The sequence below is a fragment of the Noviherbaspirillum phoenicis genome, from assembly GCF_047237965.1.
GTDB lineage: Bacteria > Pseudomonadota > Gammaproteobacteria > Burkholderiales > Burkholderiaceae_D > Noviherbaspirillum_A.
This window is the reverse complement of record NZ_JBDFLX010000002.1, coordinates 461582-480222: the sequence shown is the minus strand read 5'-3', so window position 1 is coordinate 480222 and position 18641 is coordinate 461582. Positions and strand designations below refer to the sequence as shown.

15 protein-coding genes are annotated in these 18641 nt (G+C 64.8%); 5 read left to right on the top strand and 10 right to left on the bottom strand.

All coding sequences use genetic code 11. The annotated features are described in order from the left end of the window. Positions 1–3: 3 nt before the first annotated feature. Genes ABC383_RS21780 through ABC383_RS21760 form a run of 5 tightly spaced genes read right to left on the bottom strand, consistent with a single transcriptional unit; the run spans position 4 to position 5116 of the window. Positions 4–1482 carry an efflux transporter outer membrane subunit gene (locus ABC383_RS21780; RefSeq protein WP_413017164.1) on the bottom strand — a complete coding sequence of 493 codons (1479 nt, stop codon included), beginning with the start codon at positions 1480–1482 and terminating at the stop codon, positions 4–6. After that, positions 1479–2369 carry an efflux RND transporter periplasmic adaptor subunit gene (locus tag ABC383_RS21775; RefSeq protein WP_413017162.1) on the bottom strand — a complete coding sequence of 297 codons (891 nt, stop codon included), beginning with the start codon at positions 2367–2369 and terminating at the stop codon, positions 1479–1481. The genes ABC383_RS21780 and ABC383_RS21775 overlap by 4 nt, the downstream gene beginning before the upstream one ends. Positions 2370–2382: 13 nt before the next feature. Next, positions 2383–2583 carry a DUF1656 domain-containing protein gene (locus ABC383_RS21770; protein WP_413017161.1) on the bottom strand — a complete coding sequence of 67 codons (201 nt, stop codon included), beginning with the start codon at positions 2581–2583 and terminating at the stop codon, positions 2383–2385. Next, positions 2580–4649: an FUSC family protein gene (locus ABC383_RS21765; protein ID WP_413017159.1), complete on the bottom strand. Its 2070-nt coding sequence runs from the start codon at positions 4647–4649 to the stop codon at positions 2580–2582. Before ABC383_RS21765 ends, ABC383_RS21770 begins: the two co-directional genes overlap by 4 nt. After that, a complete protein-coding gene (locus ABC383_RS21760) occupies positions 4646–5116 on the bottom strand; it encodes a MarR family winged helix-turn-helix transcriptional regulator (protein WP_413017157.1) in 471 nt (156 codons plus the stop codon). Before ABC383_RS21760 ends, ABC383_RS21765 begins: the two co-directional genes overlap by 4 nt. A 180-nt stretch (positions 5117–5296) precedes the next feature. On the opposite strand from ABC383_RS21760, the gene ABC383_RS21755 reads away from it, so the two are divergent. Beyond that, the gene (locus tag ABC383_RS21755; RefSeq protein ID WP_413017155.1) at positions 5297–5722 is read left to right on the top strand and encodes a hypothetical protein; all 426 of its coding nucleotides are present in this window, start codon (positions 5297–5299) and stop codon (positions 5720–5722) included. A gap of 18 nt (positions 5723–5740) precedes the next feature. Here ABC383_RS21755 and ABC383_RS21750 read toward each other — a convergent pair whose 3' ends face one another. Further along, positions 5741–6634, bottom strand: a complete 894-nt coding sequence (locus ABC383_RS21750; protein ID WP_413017153.1) for a LysR family transcriptional regulator — start codon at positions 6632–6634, stop codon at positions 5741–5743. A 184-nt stretch (positions 6635–6818) separates the two neighbouring features. Between ABC383_RS21750 and ABC383_RS21745 the strand changes: the two genes are divergently transcribed. The 3 genes from ABC383_RS21745 to ABC383_RS21735 all read left to right on the top strand — a co-directional run bounded on the left by ABC383_RS21745 (position 6819) and on the right by ABC383_RS21735 (position 10328). Next, positions 6819–7796, top strand: coding sequence for a Bug family tripartite tricarboxylate transporter substrate binding protein (locus tag ABC383_RS21745; protein WP_413017151.1), 978 nt, complete (start codon positions 6819–6821; stop codon positions 7794–7796). Positions 7797–7863: 67 nt separating this feature from the next. After that, positions 7864–8817, top strand: coding sequence for a 2-hydroxyacid dehydrogenase (locus ABC383_RS21740; RefSeq protein WP_413017150.1), 954 nt, complete (start codon positions 7864–7866; stop codon positions 8815–8817). 113 nt (positions 8818–8930) lie between these two features. Continuing rightward, complete coding sequence (locus ABC383_RS21735; RefSeq protein WP_413017148.1) at positions 8931–10328, top strand: amidase family protein; 1398 nt, start codon at positions 8931–8933, stop codon at positions 10326–10328. Positions 10329–10353: 25 nt separating this feature from the next. On the opposite strand, the gene ABC383_RS21730 is transcribed toward ABC383_RS21735, so the two are convergent. Next, positions 10354–11418 carry an RNA methyltransferase gene (locus ABC383_RS21730; RefSeq protein WP_413017146.1) on the bottom strand — a complete coding sequence of 355 codons (1065 nt, stop codon included), beginning with the start codon at positions 11416–11418 and terminating at the stop codon, positions 10354–10356. Positions 11419–12359: 941 nt separating this feature from the next. Here ABC383_RS21730 and ABC383_RS21725 point away from each other — a divergent pair. Beyond that, the gene (locus ABC383_RS21725; RefSeq protein ID WP_413017144.1) at positions 12360–13409 is read left to right on the top strand and encodes a tyrosine-type recombinase/integrase; all 1050 of its coding nucleotides are present in this window, start codon (positions 12360–12362) and stop codon (positions 13407–13409) included. Positions 13410–13681: 272 nt separating this feature from the next. Here the strand turns inward: ABC383_RS21725 and ABC383_RS21720 are convergent, their stop codons facing one another. The 3 genes from ABC383_RS21720 to ABC383_RS21710 form a co-directional block, all read right to left on the bottom strand. Continuing rightward, a complete protein-coding gene (locus ABC383_RS21720; protein ID WP_413017142.1) occupies positions 13682–14344 on the bottom strand; it encodes a GntR family transcriptional regulator in 663 nt (220 codons plus the stop codon). 289 nt (positions 14345–14633) lie between these two features. Beyond that, positions 14634–17624: an EAL domain-containing protein gene (locus ABC383_RS21715; RefSeq protein ID WP_413017140.1), complete on the bottom strand. Its 2991-nt coding sequence runs from the start codon at positions 17622–17624 to the stop codon at positions 14634–14636. Positions 17625–17732: 108 nt separating this feature from the next. Continuing rightward, positions 17733–18494, bottom strand: a complete 762-nt coding sequence (locus ABC383_RS21710; RefSeq protein ID WP_413017138.1) for an N-acyl amino acid synthase FeeM domain-containing protein — start codon at positions 18492–18494, stop codon at positions 17733–17735. Positions 18495–18641: the final 147 nt, after the last annotated feature.

Below are 18641 nucleotides of genomic sequence, written 5' to 3'. Positions count from 1 at the left end.
ATGCTACTTCCTTGTTTCAGTGAAATTGATTGAATCCGCCGCGGCCCGGGGCTCGGCGCTTTCCCAACCGCCGCCCAGCGCCAGGAACAATGCCACCTGGTCGCTTGCCAGCTGGGCGTCGCTGGCCGTGAGCGCGCTTTCGGCCGAGGCCAGCGAGCGCTGGGTGTCCAGCGTGGTCAGGAAATCGGTGCGGCCGTAACGATAGAGTTCGCTGGCCTGGCTGGCCGCCAGCGCGCTCTGCTCGCGCGCCGCTTTCAGCGCCGCATTGCGGTCCAGCTCGCGTGCATAGACTGTCAGTGACGTTTCAACCTCGCGCAGCGCATTGAGCACCGTGCCATCGAAGCGCGCCAGCGCCGCCTCGTTGGACGCCTCGGCCTGGGCGATGCGGCTGCGCGCCGCGCCGTTGACCGGCAGCGACCAGGAAATCAGCGGCCCCAGGCTCCAGCGCAGGGCATTGCCGGCGCCGAAGCCGGCCAGCGCGCCGGTGCTGCCGGCCGACAGGCCCAGCGTGATGCTGGGATACAGGTCGGCGGTGGCGACGCCGATGCGCGCGCTGGCGGAGGCCAGGCCGCGTTCGGCCTGTCGGATGTCGGGCCGACGCCGCAGCAGCGCCGCGCCGTCGCCCACCGGCACCGGGAAGGCCAGGCGTGGCGGGGCGGTGCAGCGCTCGGCGCTGTCGGGCAACTTGTCCGGCGTGCCGCCCAGCAGCGCGGCCAGGCGCAGCAGCGCGCCGCGCTGCGCCGCCTGCAGCGGCGGCAATGCCGCGCGCAACTGCTCGGCCTGGGCCTGGGCGCGGCTGGCGTCGAGCGCGGTGCCGCGGCCGGCGGCAATGCGCTGCGCGGTCAGGTCGAGGAAGTCCTGCTGCAGCCCGAGCGAGCGCCTTGCCACCTGGAGCTGGGCGGCGGAGGCGCAGGCATCGGCATAGGCGCGCACCGTGCCGGCGGCGACGTTGATGCGCGCCAGGTCGTAGGCGGCGGCTGCCGCGCCGCTGTCGGCGTCGGCCGCCTCGATGGCGCGGGCGATCTTGCCGAACAGGTCGACCTGGTAGGACACCGAGACGCCGGCGTCATAGGAAGCGGCATCCGGCAGCGCTTCCGGCAGGCCGCGCGCCGCGGCCGACGGCCGGCCATAGGCCGGCGCGGCGCTGACGCCAAGCGCGGGCCGGCCGGCGGCGCCCACTTCCTGTTCCAGCGCCCGGGCGCGCCGCAGGTTGGCAGAGGCCACCCGCAAGTCGGTGTTGGCGGCCAGCGCCTGTTCGACCAGACGGTCCAGCGCCGGGTCGCGATACAGCCGCCACCAGCGCGGCGGCAGCGGCGCGACGCTGTAGGCCGGCTCGGCGGCGCCGGCAAAGGACGCGGCGGCGGACGGCTTGTTGACTGCGGCCTGCTCCGGCACCCGGTAGTCGGGTCCGACCGTGCCGCAGGCGGCGAGCAGGACGAGCATGGAGGCGGCGGCCAGGCGGCCCGGCAATGCGGTCTTCATCGCGCAGCCACCCGGGTGTCCTGGCGATGATGCACTTCCACCGTCACGGTCTGCCCCGACACCAGCCGCACGCCGTCGGGCACGCGGTCGAGCGCGATGCGCACCGGGATGCGCTGCGCCAGCCGCACCCAGTTGAAGGTCGGGTTCACGTTCGGCAGCAGGTTGCCGGCGGTGTTGCGGTCGCGGTCGGCGATGCCCTGGGCGAAGCTGTCGACGTGGCCGGCGAGCTGCTGCTTCGTGCCCATCAGCGACACGCTGACCGCGTCGCCCAGGCTGATGCCGGGCAGCTTGGTCTCCTCGAAATAGCCTTCCGCGTAGAAGGAATTGCGGTCCACCAGCGCCAGCACCGGATGTCCGGCGCTGACATAGGCGCCGGCCTGCAGGTCGAGATTGGTGACGATGCCGTCGCTGCTGGCCGCCACCCGGGTGCGGTCGAGGTTGAGCCGGGCCACGTCGCGCGCCACCAGCGCCTGGTCGACCGCTGCGCGCAGCTGGTTGACCCTCGCCTGGCCCTGTTCGCGGTTTTCCTGGGACACCAGGTTGCCGAGCTGGCGGTTGCGGCGCGCCTCGTTCTCGGCCTGGTCCAGCGCGGTGCGCTGCGCCTGCAGCGAGGCTTCGGCCTGGCGCAGCGCCAGTTCGAAGCGGGCGCGATCGATCTCGAACAGGGTTTCGCCCCTGGCGACCTGCTGGTTGTCATGCACCAGCATGCGCGTGACCTGCCCGGTGACGTCGGGCGCGACCTGGATCACGTTGGCCTTGATGCGGCCATCGCGGGTCCAGGGCTGGACTTCGTAGCGTTGCCACAAGCCGGCGCCGGCCGCCACCGCCGCGCCCACCGCGACCAGGGTCACCAGCACGCGGCTCATGCCTGAAAGAGAAAATTGCATATCGACCTCGACTTCAAAGCGTTAAAAAACGGCACAGCGCACCCAGCACGACGATGAACATCGCCAGGTCGAACAGCGCCGGATGCCATACCAGCCGGTAAAAGCCGGCGCGCGCGAGCAGCCACGACAGGCTGCGCGACACCACCAGCGCCAGCAGCGCCATCAAGAGCAGCGATGGAATGTAAATGCCGTAAAGGCTGACTTCGCCTGTCATTGTTCCTTCTCCGTGATCCGGTTGCGTGGTTCCGCCGCGCCGGCCAGGTAGCCGGCGGCGTCGGGAAACAGGCCGCGCCGTATGCCCACCAGCGCAGCCGCCGCGTCCTGCCGGGCGGCGTCCGCGCTGCCGGCAGCGGCGCAGACAGCGGCCAGGGTTGCATCCAGTTGCCGCAGCAGCGCGGACCCGGCGCCTTGCTGCGGGCCGGCGCGGAAATGGCTGGCCAGGTCCTGCAGCAGCCGCGCCAGCGCCGCCTGCTGTTGCCGCAGTTGCGGCGCCAGGCGCCGCAACTGCGCGATATTGAGGCCAATGCGCAGGTCGCCGAACGCATGCAGCGCGTCCAGGCTGGCGGGGTCGTGCTGGCCGCGCGACGCCGCCATCGCCAGCCGTGGCGTGAGCATGCCGATCCGGTCCACCATCCGCGCCGATACCGCTTCCACCGACGGCACGCGGCGCTCGCCCGCCAGGCTGGCCAGTTCGCGCCAGCCGGCGCGCAGAAGCCGGCGCGCGGTCCAGTCGGCGCTGACCGAGCGCAGCAGCCGCGTAAACACCGCGGCGGCGCCAATGCCGGCCAGCTGCGCCAGCATGCTGTTGATGAAGGACACCAGGTCCATGGCGCCGGTGTCCTGCATGCTGAGCATGCCGGCCACGCCGAACAGCATCGCCATCGCCGCGCCGGTAGTGGCGGGCCGCGCCACGTAGATGCCCAGCAGCAGGAAGCAGGGCGCCACCGCCAGCATCAGCATCTCGAAGCTGTGCACCGCCGGCATCACCAGCAGCAGGTACACCGCCGACACCGGAATCGACGCCAGCGTGTAGTTGAAGAACAGCCGTATGCCCGGCACCGGGTCGTCCTGCGTGGCGAAGAAGCAGCAGAACACGGCCGCCATCATGGCCGCCGCTGCGCCGGCCGGCCAGGCGGTCAGGATCCAGAAGGCGCAGCACGCCAGGATGGCGATCACCGCGGCCGCCGCCGACAGCAGCGCCATGCCGGAATCGCGGTGCAGCACCCGCGGCCGAGATCCCGCCACCCGCGGCATCGCCGGCTGCCTGCCGTGCAGGCTGTCGTCGAGCGCCACGCGCAGGTTCGCGCATTCCGTGCACAGCCGCAGCAGCGCATGCAGGCGGCCGGCCAGGTTGACCTGCAGCAGGTCGGTCCAGCCGGAGCTTGCGGTCAGCGCCGGACGCAGCGCGTCGATGTCGGCATGCAGCCGCCCGGGTGCGCCCTCGCCCTCGCTTGCGCCGGCGCCGGCCTCGTTCCAGGCGACGATGCGCGAGAGCAGGTCCTGCCAGCGCGACGCCGCTTCGGCATCGGCACCGCGCAGCGCATGCAGCCTGTCCTCGATGCCGGCCAGCAGCGGCATCATCAGCGCCAGCCTGTCCTGCAGCGCATGGATGGTGTTGCCGGTCCAGCGCAGGTTCGAGGTGTCGAACGGCAGGTGGGTCGCCATCAGCCGCAGTTCGGTGATGTCGCCCGCCAGGCTGCGCCGCTCGCGCGCATTGCTGCCGGCGCCGAGCGCATCGCGCAGCCAGCGCCGGGCATCTCCCAGCGCCCGGTCCAGCCGCGCCAGCAGCGCCGGCGCCATGCTCTGCGGCAGCACCACGCTATGGATCACGGTGGCGCAGACGATGCCCAGCGTGATTTCCTCGACCCGCGCCAGCGCCACGTCGAACACGGTGTCCGGTGCGCCCACCGCGGGAAAACCGATCAGGGCAGCGGTATAGCCGGCCAGCATGAAGACATAGGAACGCGGCGTGCGGTCGTGCAGCGAGATATACAGGCAGCCGCCAACCCAGAGCGCCAGGGCCAGCGCCAGCAGTTCCGGCGCGTTCGACAGGCGCGGCACCAGCAGCACCGTCGCCATCGAGCCGAGCAAGGTGCCGCCGACCCGGTACGCCGCCTTCGAGCGCACCGCGCCCGACAGCGGATTCGACACCACGTAGGCGGTCAGCATCGCCCAGAACGGACGCGGCAGGCCGATCGACATCGCGAGATAAAGCGCCAGCATCGCGGCGGTGAAGGACTTGACCGAGAACAGCAGCTCGGTACGGCTGGGCCACTTCACGATGCCCGCCGTCTCCCGGCGGCGTCTTCATAGTCGGCGATCGCCGCATCCAGGCGACTCAGCACGCTGGCGCAGACGGCGATGTCCTCGCGCGGTATGCCGTCGAACAGCGTGCGCCGGAACGGCACCAGCGCCTGTTCCAGCCGGGCCGCGCAATCGCGGCCGCGTTCGGTCAGGTGCAGGGTGCGGGCGCGGCGGTCGCTCTCATCCTCGCGCCGTTCGACCAGGCCGGATGCGATCAGCTGGTCGATCACCCGCACCAGCGACGACGGCTCCAGGCCCAGCGCCTCGGCCAGCGCGCCGGGACGCACGCCGTCGCCCAGCCTGGCGATCATCACCACGGGCCAGGCGGTTGCCTGCGACAGCCCGAAGCCGGAGGCAACCTGGTCGGCCACTGCCTTGTAGCTGCGCGACACCGCGGTCAGGGCCATCGTGAGGCGCATCAGTTCCTGGTCGAAACTTTCCATTTTAAAATCCGCAAGAAAAATTAGTTTGTATGCGAAATATTAGCATACAAAGGAAATCCCTGCAGGCATGCCGGATACATTCCCGACACATTGGCGTGACAATCGGCGGGGAGAATGGTGTCCTGGCAGGCAGAAGGGCCGCCGTCGTCCGGCGGCCGATAACAACAGGAGGATGCGAGCATGACGAAGCAATCGATGTCATCCCACACACCAATCGGCGATGCGCCACGGGACCTGGCGGCGCAGCCGGTGCCTGAACTGGTGGCGCGCCTGTATGCGGATGCGCCGCCGGCCGAGAAAAGCCGGCTGCTGGAACCGCTGCTGCGGCCGCTCGGCCTGCTGTCATTGTTCGCGCTGGCCGATGGCGCGTTCGCCCGCATCTGGCTGCGCAACGGCGCCAGCGAGCTGCGGGTGAGCCCGGACGATGCCCAGGCCATCTCGGCCGCCCATGTCGCCGACCTGGTCGGCTACCTGGAGCAGGCCAGCGTCGAGGCGCTGGACGGGCTTTGCCAGGTCATCGGCGCGTCGCCGCTGTTGGCCGGCTCGGCCAGCGCAGTGCTGGTGGTGCTGGTATTGCGGCGCCTGCGCGCCAGGCGTTTTACCTGAACGGCCCCGGCGCCCGCGTCACGCGCGCTGGCCGCAGTGCGCCAGCGCGAAGTGGCGCACCGTTTCTAGCGCCGGGTTATGGCTGTCGGCCCGCCATGCCAGGTAGATCTCGGCCCGGATCGGGCTGTCCCAGAGCGGCTTCAACACGACGTCGGGAAACTGCAGGTGACCGGCCGAGGCCGGCACGATGGCCACGCCCAGGCTCTTGCGCACCATCGACAGGATGGTGTGGTTCTGTTCCAGGTATTGCGCATGCGGCGGATCGATGCCGGCGGCGGTGAGCAGGGCCGTGATCAGGTTGTAGAAGTATTTCCCCTCGTCCGGCGAATGCATGATCAGCGGCTCGCTGCGCAGGTCTGCCGGCTCGATGCCGGTCTTGCCCGCCAGCGGATGCGCGCCATGCACCGCCAGCAGCAGCGGCTCCGACAGCAGCAGCGCCTTTGAGAAAGGCGATTGGGCGCTCAGGGGGCGCGTAAAACCCAGGTCGATCAGGTTGGAGGACAGCGCCGCGGCCTGCTCCAGCGACACCATCTCCTTCAGCACGATGTCGATTTCCGGCAGCGCCATGCGCGCTGCGGCAACCAGGTCGGGAATCAATTCATACCCGGCCACCGCGGTGAAGCCGAAGATCACCCGGCCCGCCTGGCCGCGGTCGATGCGGCGCGCCTCGATGGCGGCCTGGTCGGCCTGCCGCAGCAACTGGCGCGCATTCAGGTAAAAGCTCTGCCCGGCGGTGGTCAGCGCAACCGAGCGTGTCGACCGCTCCAGCAGGCGCACGCCAACGACATGCTCCAGCAGCTGGATCTGGCGGCTCAACGGCGGCTGCGTCATGAACAGGCGCGCGGCGGCGCGGCCGAAATGCAGTTCCTCGGCAAGGGCAACGAAGCAGCGCAACTGGAAGAGTTCGAACATTTATACAGTTTCTGGATTAATCGATACAGCATCTAGCTTAGACTAAACGTAATCCCCTTTCTACAATGCCCTCCATCCCGCTGCGCCCGGCGTCACGGCCAGCGCAAGCGGATGGCGCACAGCGCGCCATGTCTCCTGCTGGCCAGCTTGGCCAGTCACGACCAATCATCCTGAAGGATCAAGCATGAAGAACTGGAATGCCGCCGGTGCGTCGTTGATTGCGCTTGCCTGTGTTGGTCCCGGCGCGTCAGGCGCGGCCTGGGCGCAGGGTTTCCCGTCACGGGCCATCACCATCGTCGTGGGCTCCAGTCCGGGCAGCACCACCGACGGCCTGGCAAGGGCGGTCGCGCAGGAAGTCACGGCGGCGACGAAGCAGCCCGTGATCGTGGAAAACAAGCCCGGCGGCAGCGGCGGCATCGCGGCGCAGGCAGTGGCGCGCGCGGCGCCGGACGGCCACACGGTATTCATGACCACCAACACCACCCAGGCCGCCAACCCGTTCCTGTTCCGGAAGCTGACCTACGACCCGGTGCGGGACTTCACCCCGGTCGGCGCGCTGGTCAAGGGTTACCTGCTGATGGTCACCCATCCGAGCGTGAAGGCGAAAACCGTATCCGACTTCATCGCGCTGGCGAAGAAAGAGCCGGGCAAGCTGACTTTCGGCTCGGGCAGTTCTTCCGCCCGGGTCGCCGGCGAACTGTTCCAGCAGATGACGGGCGTGCGCATGACCCACGTGCCCTACAAGGCCAATCCGAATGCGGTGCTTGACCTGGTCGGCGGCCAGATCGACATGATGATCGTGGACCTGACCACCAGCCTGCCGCAGGTGCGCTCCGGCCGCCTCAATGCGCTTGGCGTGACCAGCCTGCAGCGTTCGCCGCTGGTGCCCGACCTGCCGACCCTGAATGAAACCGGCCTGCCGAATTACCAGATCAGCTACTGGAATGCGCTGTATGCGCCGGCCAACACGCCCGAGCCGGTGGTGAAAACCCTGAACGAGTTGATGCAGAAGGCGATGCAGTCGGACGCGGTGAAGCGCTTCGTTTTCCAGAACGGCATGGAGGTGTTCACCTCGTCGCCGGAAGAGCTGAAGCAGTTCCAGGCCGCCGAACTGGAACGCTGGGGCAGGATCATCCGGACGGCGGGCATCGAGGCCGAATGAAAGTCAGGCCCGGCAAGGCCGGCGCTGCCCTTAATACTGACTACACAAGCAACAAGCAAGGACAACAATGAAACCCGAAATCCTGCAGCTCAACCCTATCCTGGTCCCGTCGATCAACGACAGGCTCGACGCCCTCTACACCATGCGCCGCTACTACGAGCAGGACGACAAGGACGCCTACATCCGTGAAATCGGCCCGCGCATCCGCGGCGTGATCACCGGCGGCCATACCGGCATCGGCAGGGCGCTGATGGCGCAGCTGCCGGCGCTGGAGGTCGTGGCGGTCAATGGCGTCGGCACCGATGCGGTCGATCTGGCCCATGCGCGGGAACGCGGCATCCCGGTCACCGGCACCTTCGGCGCGCTGACCGAGGACGTGGCCGACATGGCGCTGGGCCTGATGCTGGCGGTATGCCGAAACCTCTGCACGGTCGACCGCTTCGTGCGCGACGGCCTGTGGGTGCAGCATCCACAGCCGGGTGCGATCCCGCTGGCGCGGCGCCTGAGCGGCATGCGGGTCGGCATCGTCGGCATGGGCCGCGTCGGCCGCGCCGTGGCAACCCGCGCCGCCGCGTTCGGCTGCGCGATCGCCTATACCGACCTGGCGGCTATCGACGGCCTGCCATGGCAATTCGTCGGCGAACTGAAGCAGCTGGCCGAAGGCAGCGACATGCTGGTGCTGTGCGCGGCCGCGGACAAGGCCGAGGGCATCGTCGACGCGCAGATACTGCAGGCCCTCGGCAGCGGCGGCTATCTCGTCAACGTCGCACGTGGCAGGCTGGTGAATGAACCCGATCTGGTGCAGGCGCTGCAGTCCGGCGTGATCGCCGGCGCCGGGCTGGACGTCTTCGTCGATGAGCCACATGTGCCGGCCGCGCTGCGCGGCATGGAGCAGGTCGTGCTGCAGGCCCACCGCGCCAGCGCCACCATCGAGAGCCGCACTGCCATGGGCGAGATGGTGCTGGCCAGCCTGGCCGACGCGCTTGACGGGCGCAGGCCGGAGAACAGCCTGACGACCTGAGGCGTGTGACGCAGATCACCCGGCCGCCGGTCGAATGCAGGCATAATTCTCCACACCCCAACACGCGGGCGGCAGCCATCAGGCAGGCCGCCCGCCAATAACAAGGAGGAGACATGACGGAAACATGGCGCCTGTCGGCGGCGGAACTGGCTGACCGCATCAAGGCAGGGCAACTCTCGGCGCGGGAAGCGGCGCAGTCGGCGCTGGACCGGCTGACCGCGGTGAACCCGACGATCAATGCCGTCGTCGACTGCCGCCCGGAAGAGGTATTGGCCCAGGCCGATGCCGTCGATGCGGCGCTTGCGCGCGGCGAAGACCCGGGCATCCTGGCCGGCGTTCCCATGACGGTCAAGGTCAACATCGACCAGGCCGGCCATGCCACCACCAACGGCGTGACCCTGCAGCGCGACCTGATCGCGGCAAGCAACAGCCCGGTCGTCGACAATCTGCGCAAGGCGGGCGCCGTGATCCTGGGACGGACCAACACGCCCGCATTCAGCTACCGCTGGTTCACCAGCAACCAGCTGCACGGCACCACCCGCAATCCGCGCAACCCGCTTCTGACGCCCGGCGGCTCTTCCGGCGGCGCGGCATCGGCCGTGGCCAGCGGCATAGGGCATCTGGCCCATGGCACCGACATCGCCGGCTCGATCCGCTACCCGGCCTATGCCTGCGGCGTGCATGGCCTGCGCCCGACCCTGGGCCGCGTGCCTGCATACAACGCATCGTCACCCGAACGGGCGATCGGCGCGCAGCTTACGGCGGTGTCCGGACCGATAGGACGCACCATCCAGGATCTGCGGCTGGGCCTTGCCGCGATGTCCGCGCCCGATCCACGCGATCCGTGGTGGGTGCCAGTGCCGCTGGAAGGCCCGGCATTGCCGAAGGTGGCGGCGCTCTGCGTGCGGCCGGACGGGCTGCAGGTGGCGCCGGAAGTCGAGTCCGCCCTGCAGGACGCTGCCCGGCGGCTGCGCGAACGCGGCTGGCGCGTGGACGAGATCGACCAGTTGCCGCCGCTGAAGGAGGCGGCGGACCTGCAGATCACGCTGTGGCTGGGCGACGGCTATGCGGCCATGGAGGCTGCTGCCATCCGGGAAAACGATCCCGGCGCGCTGGCAGCGCTGGCCGGACACAAGGCCCGCGCCCTCGAGCTCGACCTGGCAGGTTTCTCCCGGACGCTGACCCGCCGGGCTACTCTGCTGCGCCAGTGGCAGCAGTTCCTGGTGGAATACCCGCTGCTACTGCTGCCGGTTTCGGCGGAGCTGCCTTTTCCGGATCAGCTCGACCTGCAAGGCGACGCCGCCTATGCACGGGTATGGGCGGCGCAGATGACCCAGATCGGCTTGCCCTTCCTCGGGCTGCCTGCATTGAGCGTCTGCACCGGCATGCATGGCAGCTCGCCGCTTGGCGTACAGCTGGTGGCGGCGCGTTATCGCGAGGACATCTGCCTGCTTGCCGGCGAAGCAATCGAGCAGGGCGGCGTCGCGCCGGCGCCTGTCGATCCGGCCTGAAGTTGCCGCAGAGGCGTGACCGGGTTCAGCGTGCGGCGTTGCCGCACGCCGGCACTTGGCCTTCCTGCCGCAGCGGAATGGTTTTCCTGGACGGCGCGGCGGCACGTGCCCGCAGCTGGCCGCATCCGCCGTCCACGTCCTGGCCGGCGGAGTCACGCAGTTTGGTCAGGATGCCGCGTTGATGAAGCATGCGCGCGATCTCTCTTGAACGTTCCCAGTTCGGCCGTACAAACGGCAGGCCCGGCACCGTGTTGTAGGGAATCATGTTGAGGACAGCGTATTTGCCCTTCAGCAGCGCAACGATGCCGTCAAGTTCATCCTGTCCGTCGTTCACGCCTTCCATCAGCGTCCATTGGTACTGCACCGGATAATGCGTCTGCCGCGCATAGTCCTCGCCAAGGGCAACCAGATCGACCGGGTCGATGCGCGGCGCCTTCGGCAGCAAGGTTGCACGCAGGTCGGGCCGGGTGGTGTGCAGCGAAAGCGCCAGCGCCGGCTTGACCGTGCTCGCGGCCAGGCGCTCGAAGGCACGGATATCGCCCACCGTGGAAAACACCAGGTTCTTGTGGCCGATGTCACCTTCGGTGCCCAGGAGGTCGATCGCCTCCAGCACGTTGTCCAGGTTATGCGCCGGCTCTCCCATCCCCATGAACACGACCTTCTTCACTGGCCTGATGGAACGCGCCAGCACGACTTGCGCGACGATCTCGCCGCTGGTCACCTGGCGTACCAGCCCGCCGCGCCCCGTCATGCAGAACTGGCAGCCCACTGCGCAGCCAACCTGGCTGGACACGCATACGCCGCCACGCGGCAGCAACACGCTTTCCACCATCTGGCCATCGCCCAGCCCAACCAGCAGCCGTGCCGCGTCACCCTCGGCAGCATGGCTGGAGACCAGGCGGACGAGAGCATGCAGATCGGCATCGATATCGGGCAAGGCATCACGCAGGGTTTTGGGAAGGAAATCGGCAGGACGCCGACGCCCCTGATCATGCGGCCTGACCTGCAGCCAGTCACGCAGCACCCGCTGCTCGTGCAAGGGCAGGGCGCCCAGTGTCCTCAGGCGTTGGCGAATTGTTTCGATTTGCATAGCTGCGATGCATGCACGGTGGCAGGCATGGATATTTCTGAAGAGGAAAAGACCGACATTATTACCCGGAAGTGCCTCGCGGGACAGCTAAGCGGCGTTGCTGCGCCGACAGGGGAAATTAACGAGAGACCGGGCGGGGCAGCAGCCGCCTTCGGCTTGCTCGTTCGGACAAACCATGAAACGCGGCAACCCGGGTCAAAGGATGTCTTTGACGGAAGATGACAGCCTGACTACATGCATCGGGACTGGTCGCTGACCGCTGTTGATTGAAAGCGAAAGGAAATGAAACGAGACAGGAGTTCGACGGTATTCCTCGGGGAATATTTCAGGCCGAGCGCTTAACGCGCGCTTAGAAGTCCTTTGGTGTGGCGTTAAAGGAATGAAGGATCCCCGGTCCCTGAACAAGCCAAACACGAACGACGCGTCATGCCGACGGCGATCATTAACGCCACACACCGGCAGCCAAGGCCGAACGCGGTCTGAAGGTAACCGAATTAGCCGCAGCAAACAGGCAGCAGCGTTTTCCAATCAAGAGGAGAGCGGATTGGCTCGTTCCCTTCGAGACGAGATTTGAAAAATGCTCGTCATAAAAATTCCTTTGAAAATCCAGGCAGGCCGCAGGCAGGTGCCTAGCCTTCCCACGAACGCACCGCCGCAGGCTAACACCCACAACGGGAAATTCCGTACTAACGCCAAACCGTTCCAACAATCCTATCCTTCGCGAGTTCTAAAGGCTGGTTCTGATAGCTGTGCTTTTGCGTTCGTTTCTAAGAGGAATTGTTTTGAACAAATAAGGTTGGTCCGTTCTGTTCCTCAAACGGGTAATGTTCCAACATCCATCTTCCCATCCGCGAGGATCCAACTGCGTTTGGCGTTAATTCGGTTATTATGTTGGTTCACGAGGGCTGCCTGGTTAAGGCCATTTTTAAGGAGGATCCCGAATGACAAAGAACCTGACGCTTTTCGATATCGATTCTGGCCAGACTGAAGAGGCGTTAAACCAGAGTTTCGAGTCCTGGCTCGCCGATCGACAGACATCCCGATCGCGCGCCAAGAGCGAGCGCGCCTTATCGGAGGAGTCGATCAATGTTTATCGCGAGATGTGGCAGGCTTTCGCAAAGTTTTGCGCCGAGAGGCAAATGCTGCTGGCTGACCTGACGGTAACGGATCTAGAGACCTTTCTGGCTATCCGCGGTACGGGGCCGGATCCCGAGCAGCCACGCCAAACCACCCGCGGCGGCTATCTTTCCGCGCGTTATGCGAATCGCTACCTGATGCTGATCCAGCGCGTGAGCCAGCATCAGGCACGGGTCGACGGCGTTCAGGTCAACCATGCGGCAGCCCTGCTCAGGGAAAGGCCCGAGTACAAATATGCCGAGGCCGCAGACAAGGATCCGCCGCCAGACTATCTCGACGAAATGCAGGCCCGCGTCCTGATCGCTTATTTGACGCGGGCTCCCCAGCCCGAATCCAAGGAAAAAATGACGTGGAAGACGGTGCGCGACCGGACCGCGGTGGCGTTGATGCTTGGCGCAGGCCTGGCGCCGGGCGATATACGCAGCCTGAAACTGGACGGCGTGATCACAACCGGCGGCCGCCGGGCAGGCGTGCCGTGGAAGCTGTCGGTTGAAGGCAATGGCAATTCGCCGGCACGGGAAACGCCTGTGGCAGACTGGGCCGGGCGTCAGCTTGCATTCTGGTTGCGCATTCGTGCCCAGCAGGCGATACCCGGCAATTACGTTTTTCCGTCGACCATGAATGGCACGCAGTGGTCGCACACCCGTTGCTTCGAGGCCAGCCGAGATGTGCTTGAATCGGCAAAGATCGGCAAGGATGCCGGCGGCCTGTTCAAGCTTCGTCATACCTTTGCCTTGCGTCAGCTGCGCAAGGGAAAGAGCGAGGAAGAAGTCGCGCGCTGGCTGGGATTGCTGGACATTAACAGCATGACGCGGTACCGGCGCATCGTGCTGAGCTACCAGGATGTGGTCTGAGCAAACTGGCCAGGCATTTTCCGCAGCTGGCCAGCCCTTGTTTGCGCGAAACGTCATCCATGCAACGCAGCCGGCCAGCGGCCATCTCGACGGTGCAAGAATAAACGCTTCCTATTCAAGTCAACGGAGCACTGTCATGCGAAAAATGATCATGCTGGCTGTAGCCAGCTTCCTGTGGAAGCAGGTGCAAAAACGCATCGGGCGCGGCGGGCCGCAAGCAGGCGTGCCGCGTCGGGGACGGTAAGGCGGGCCTTTTTCAAGGCGTGGCAATTTCAGGCGGCGCGTGTTCCGAGCTGCGACAGGGAGGCGATGAGGTCGGCGAAGCGCTGGCCCTGAACCAGCACATGCTGGCGCAGCAGCCTGGCAGTCCGTTCACCGTCGCCGGCCAGGATCGCATTGACTACCTGCTCATGCTCCTCGAATGAAGTGGGAAGGCGATTGCGCACCCGCAGTTGCAGGCGACGATATGGCCGCAGCCGCCGGTGCAGAGCGCGCGCCTGTTCCGCGAGAAAGTTGTTATGGCTTCCCGCGTAGATCGCATCGTGAAACGCTTCGTTCTTGTAATAGTAGGCGTCTGCGTCTCCTGCCAGGCACGCTTCCCGGCAAGCTTCATGGGCTGACTTCAGGGCGCCGTGGTCCGCAGCGGACATGCGGCGCGCGGCAAGTCTGCCGCACATGGCTTCCAGTTCCGCCATCACGTCGAACATTTCCACCAGCTGCTCCGGCGCCGCGGTGGCGACGATCGCTCCGCGTCGCGGCCTGATCGTCACGAGGCCCATCGACGCCAACTGGATCAGCGCCTCCCGGATTGGCGTGCGCGACACATTGAATCGTTTTGCCAGCTCGGTTTCATCCAAAGGATCTCCCGGACGAAACTGGCCGGTTGCGATCAGGTCCTCGATGGCGTCACGGAGCAAATAAGATCGGTTTGTCATGGAAAACCAGGAAGGCCGCAAGCGCCTTTTGTCGACAGAGGAAGCTACATGGTATTTGTTAAGACTCATCCTGTATACAGAAACCCCTACGCCCAGCGTATTCCGCGTTCGGCATCTGTTTGAGCCGGCGGGAATGAAGGGTCGTGAACGACCATGATATTTAATGGCTTGTTTTATGCCGGCGCAGGGAGGAAACCATATACCTGCGCGCCAGACAGGCACACGGCCAAACCAGGGAGCGCCGGAAAAGCGGGGGGATACCCGAGCCGCAGCTGCGCTGCGCTGCGGTCTACTTCGAAATCAGCATGCCGTCCGAAGAGATCAGCGTGATCCCCGTCGGCAAGGGCATCGGCGTATCGGTCAGCATGCTCAGCGTTCTTGCATAACTCTTCAGTTCGCTATCCTCGATGAAGCTTGCCGAAGACTCCGCCGCGAGGATGCTGGCCGCCGGCTGCGGCCGGGCCACTGCGTAACCCTGTACGTAATCGACGCCGATTTCAACCAGCGTCTGCACGGTGGCGTTGTCCTCCGCCCACTCGGCGATGGTCTTCATGCCCAGGTTGCCGGCGAGGTTAACGATGGCTTCCACGATGGCGATGTTCGCCGGATGCGCATTCATGTTAACGATGAAGCTGCCATCGATTTTCAGCACATCAGCCGGGAGATCCTTCAGGTACGAGAATGATGTGTAGCCTGCGCCGAAGTCATCGAGGGCGATTTTCACACCGTAGCTGCGTACACGGTCGATGAAGCGCCGGGTATTTTCCAGGTCGTGCAGGGCGACGCTTTCCGTGATCTCCAGGCAAAGAAGGCTGGCCGCGTGGCGGTTCCTTTCCAGCATGTCGAAGGCATCCAGCACGAAACGCTCGTCATTAAGCGAAGCGCCGCTCAGATTCATGCAGACGAACTGGGTGCGCGTCAGTTCCTTGTGGTGAAGTCCGACCCATTCCAGGGTGGTGGCAAGCACCCACCTGTCTATCATGCCGATGCGTCCACTGCTTTCAGCAGCGGGAATGATGCGGCCAGCGGGTATGACGCTGCCGTCCTGGTCCCGCATCCGAAGCAGCACTTCGAAATTGAGCGACTCGTGCGGACTCTTGAGTGACATCACCGGCTGCATTTCGAGGAACAGCCCTTCCGGCGCACCCGCACTTGAAATCTTTTCCACCAGGTTCAGTTCGGCTTCGCGTTCGCGGAATGCCTTCGCGTTCTTTTCGTACACGACCAGGCCGTTGCCACCGGCCTTTGCTTCGCGGCAGGCGCGATCGGCGGTCGAGATGGCATCCTTGATCTTGGTTCCCGGGTCGACCTCGATCAGCCCGATGGACCCGCGGACCTGAAACGCCTTGTCGCCCAGGTGATACGGTCCCGTACCCAGACTGTCGACCAGTCCGCGGCAAACCCAGACGGCCACGGCGACCGGCGTGTTCGGGAACACGATGACAAATTCGTCGCCGCCGACGCGGCCTACCTTCTGCTCGCCGGTCAGCATGGCCTTGATGCGGTCGCATACCTGCTTGAGGACTTCGTCGCCCGCGGCGTGGCCATACAGGTCGTTAATGAGCTTGAACCGGTCAAGATCGAGATAGGCCAGCATGGTCGGCGCTGCAGTCGTGGTTTCCTGCAAGGCGGTCTCGATCAGCGCGTCGATGCCGCGCCGGTTCAGCACCTTGGTCAGGGGATCGTTGTTGGCCATGAACTGCAATTCTTCGGTTGCCTTGGCTCGGGCGGTAATGTCCTGAAGCGAGCCGTCGATCTTGCCCCGTGTCAAAGTCGCCTTCACGAGAAAACGCTTGCGCTCCCCGGAGGCTGCGCCATTGCAGCCGAATTCAAGATCGCCATTATGGTTGTTGGTAACCATGCGATGAAGGCTGGGCCATGCCCCCTTGTCGAAGTAGGTACCCCAGCTGTCCTGTTCCAGCCTGATTTCCTGCACGCCCAGCATGTTGCGAAAAGCCGGGTTGGCAGCGATGAATTTTCCGGTCAGGTCCAGGGTGAACAGGCCGATCGGCATCGCCTCATACGTCTCCCGGAGTTCCGTCTGCGCTTCTACCCATTGCTGGTGTTTCATGCGCAACTGCGCCGCAATTGCCAGCGCGGCCAGGAGGCTGGAGGACAAGGAGGCAGTTACGAAATTGACGGTCCCTATCAGGCCCTTGAGCCCGGCCGCTGCCGAGATTACTTCATAGAGGCTGGAGATGAGCGTGATCGACAGGGAGGCGGTGTACCAGATCGCAACCGGCGTGATGCGGAACACGAGGATACGGGACAGGAAAAATACCAGTACCACGGTGCCGAATGCGGTGAAGGTCCACAGCATGGGCAGAAAGGTCTTGTAGGGCAGGAGTGCGCCGCCCATCAACAGCGGCACGCACATCAGTTCGGTGATCTTGAGAAGGCGGGAGTGTCCCAGCTTGTTCAGTTCATCCCTGAACAATGTGCGGAACAGCGTAAACGTCAGCACGTAATAGAAGGCCAGGCTGAGCGAGCGGCCGCGCGTCATCCATTCCAGCGGAATAGTATGCCCCAGCCATTGGACGTCCCAGCCCGAAGACAATGCCGCCATGCGCAGATTCATCAGCAGCCATGCAGCGAAAAGCAGATAGGTGCTTTCGCGATTGATGATCGCAGTGACGACGACGAACATCGCCAGAACGAGCAAGCCACCGTCCAGGAGACCGGAATAACGTTCGAAGGCGCGCGCCGCCTGGCGCAGTTCTGGCGCGGACCATTGAGCGACGTCGAGCCTGGCAGGCCCGGTGAATTCCTGCTTGCAAAGCACTTTCTTCGGGGCGGTGATCTGCCCCAGGGTCAGCATGAAGCCCGCTCTTACCGCCGCCATTTCACCGCTTACCTCGCTACGGCTGGCGCTTCCCAGCTGCGACCACGACTGCGCGTCCCAACAGCTGATGCTGGTGCTGTGCCGGGACGGAAATTCAATGGCGACGTCCGTGCCGTCGAAGTTGGGCCGGACTTCGAAACTCAGCCAGAAAGGCTGCTCCGACAGCCGGGTATCGTGATAATGACGGGTTGGCTGCTGGCTCGCCAGCTGCGCGGCCTGCTCCAGCGCCAAGTCGTCCGTGGTCTGCTCGACGATATGGAAGGGCAGCTGGTGGGCAACCGTTGTGGAATAGTGCGATTCCCAGAAAAGCACTGCGACCAGCGACAGCATGGCTATCGTGGCGGGCAGTGCATAGGCTGAAAGAGAGTACAGCAGGAAATCGAGTCGCAGGCGCGCGAATGCCTTGCCTGCCTGCTGTGTTATCGCGGAAATAGTCATTTTTTATTGTTCCCGGTGGCACAGAAACGTCGCACGACTATTCGGTCGTATCAAAGATTTCCACAGGGTAACTTAATTGACTATCGAAGTAAATGGCTGGAATGAATTTTAGGCAATCATCATCGCCGCATCTGCGGTTACTGCAGTTTGCGGGATTCTCGATTCATAAACGGTAGCCGCACTGACATCAATGTCGGCATGGTAGGTCCGGAAAACAAAATTGAACAAGGGGTGCTGCGCAGCCAGCCAGAGGTCGTGCGCGGCGCCCACTTCGAAGGACATCACGCGGTGGGGCATGTTTCCGACGTGCTTGAAAGGGATGTATCCGATCTCCGGGTCCACATCCTTGAACATCAGGCGGTCATAATGGCGGTCCACCGGCGAGCGCGCAGTGATGACCATCCAGTCGACCCGCTGTTTCTGGCAATACAGGAAGAATGCCTTGAAGAGCGCGGTGGTTACCATGCGGCCAACACGCTCCTGCGTCACGCCGAGGCGGGTGGCTTCCGCAAGACGCTGGCTGGCCAGGGAGCGGGGCAGGGTGACGGACTGCTCCATGGTTAACGGATTGAATTCATTGGTCTGGATGCGCATCGTGCCGATCGGCGATCCATCGAACTTCGACTCGGCAAGCAGGACTACCACTCCCTGCTCGGAGTCCGACCGTTCCGGCATTTTCAGTGCCTGTGCGAAGGCCGGCACATGCCGCATGTAAGCCGCATGCCGGATCCGCACAGCTTTCTCAAGATCGCCCGCATTACTGACCACGCGGATCGTGAAAGGCAATGACTCCGACTTCATGGGGAGCATGTCAAATTTAAAATTCCGCTTCTCAGAAGTTGTTGCTGGCTGTGGGTTGGCTGGAGTCATTATTGGCCTCGTTCCTAGTTTGGCAGCAGTTGTGGCACACCGGCAAGATTGCCGTCGGAACACATAATATTTCACTTGAGGCAACATGCATAGAGAAAATATGGCAACAAATCAATATTTTTTTATAAACATTGCGTCACGAAGATT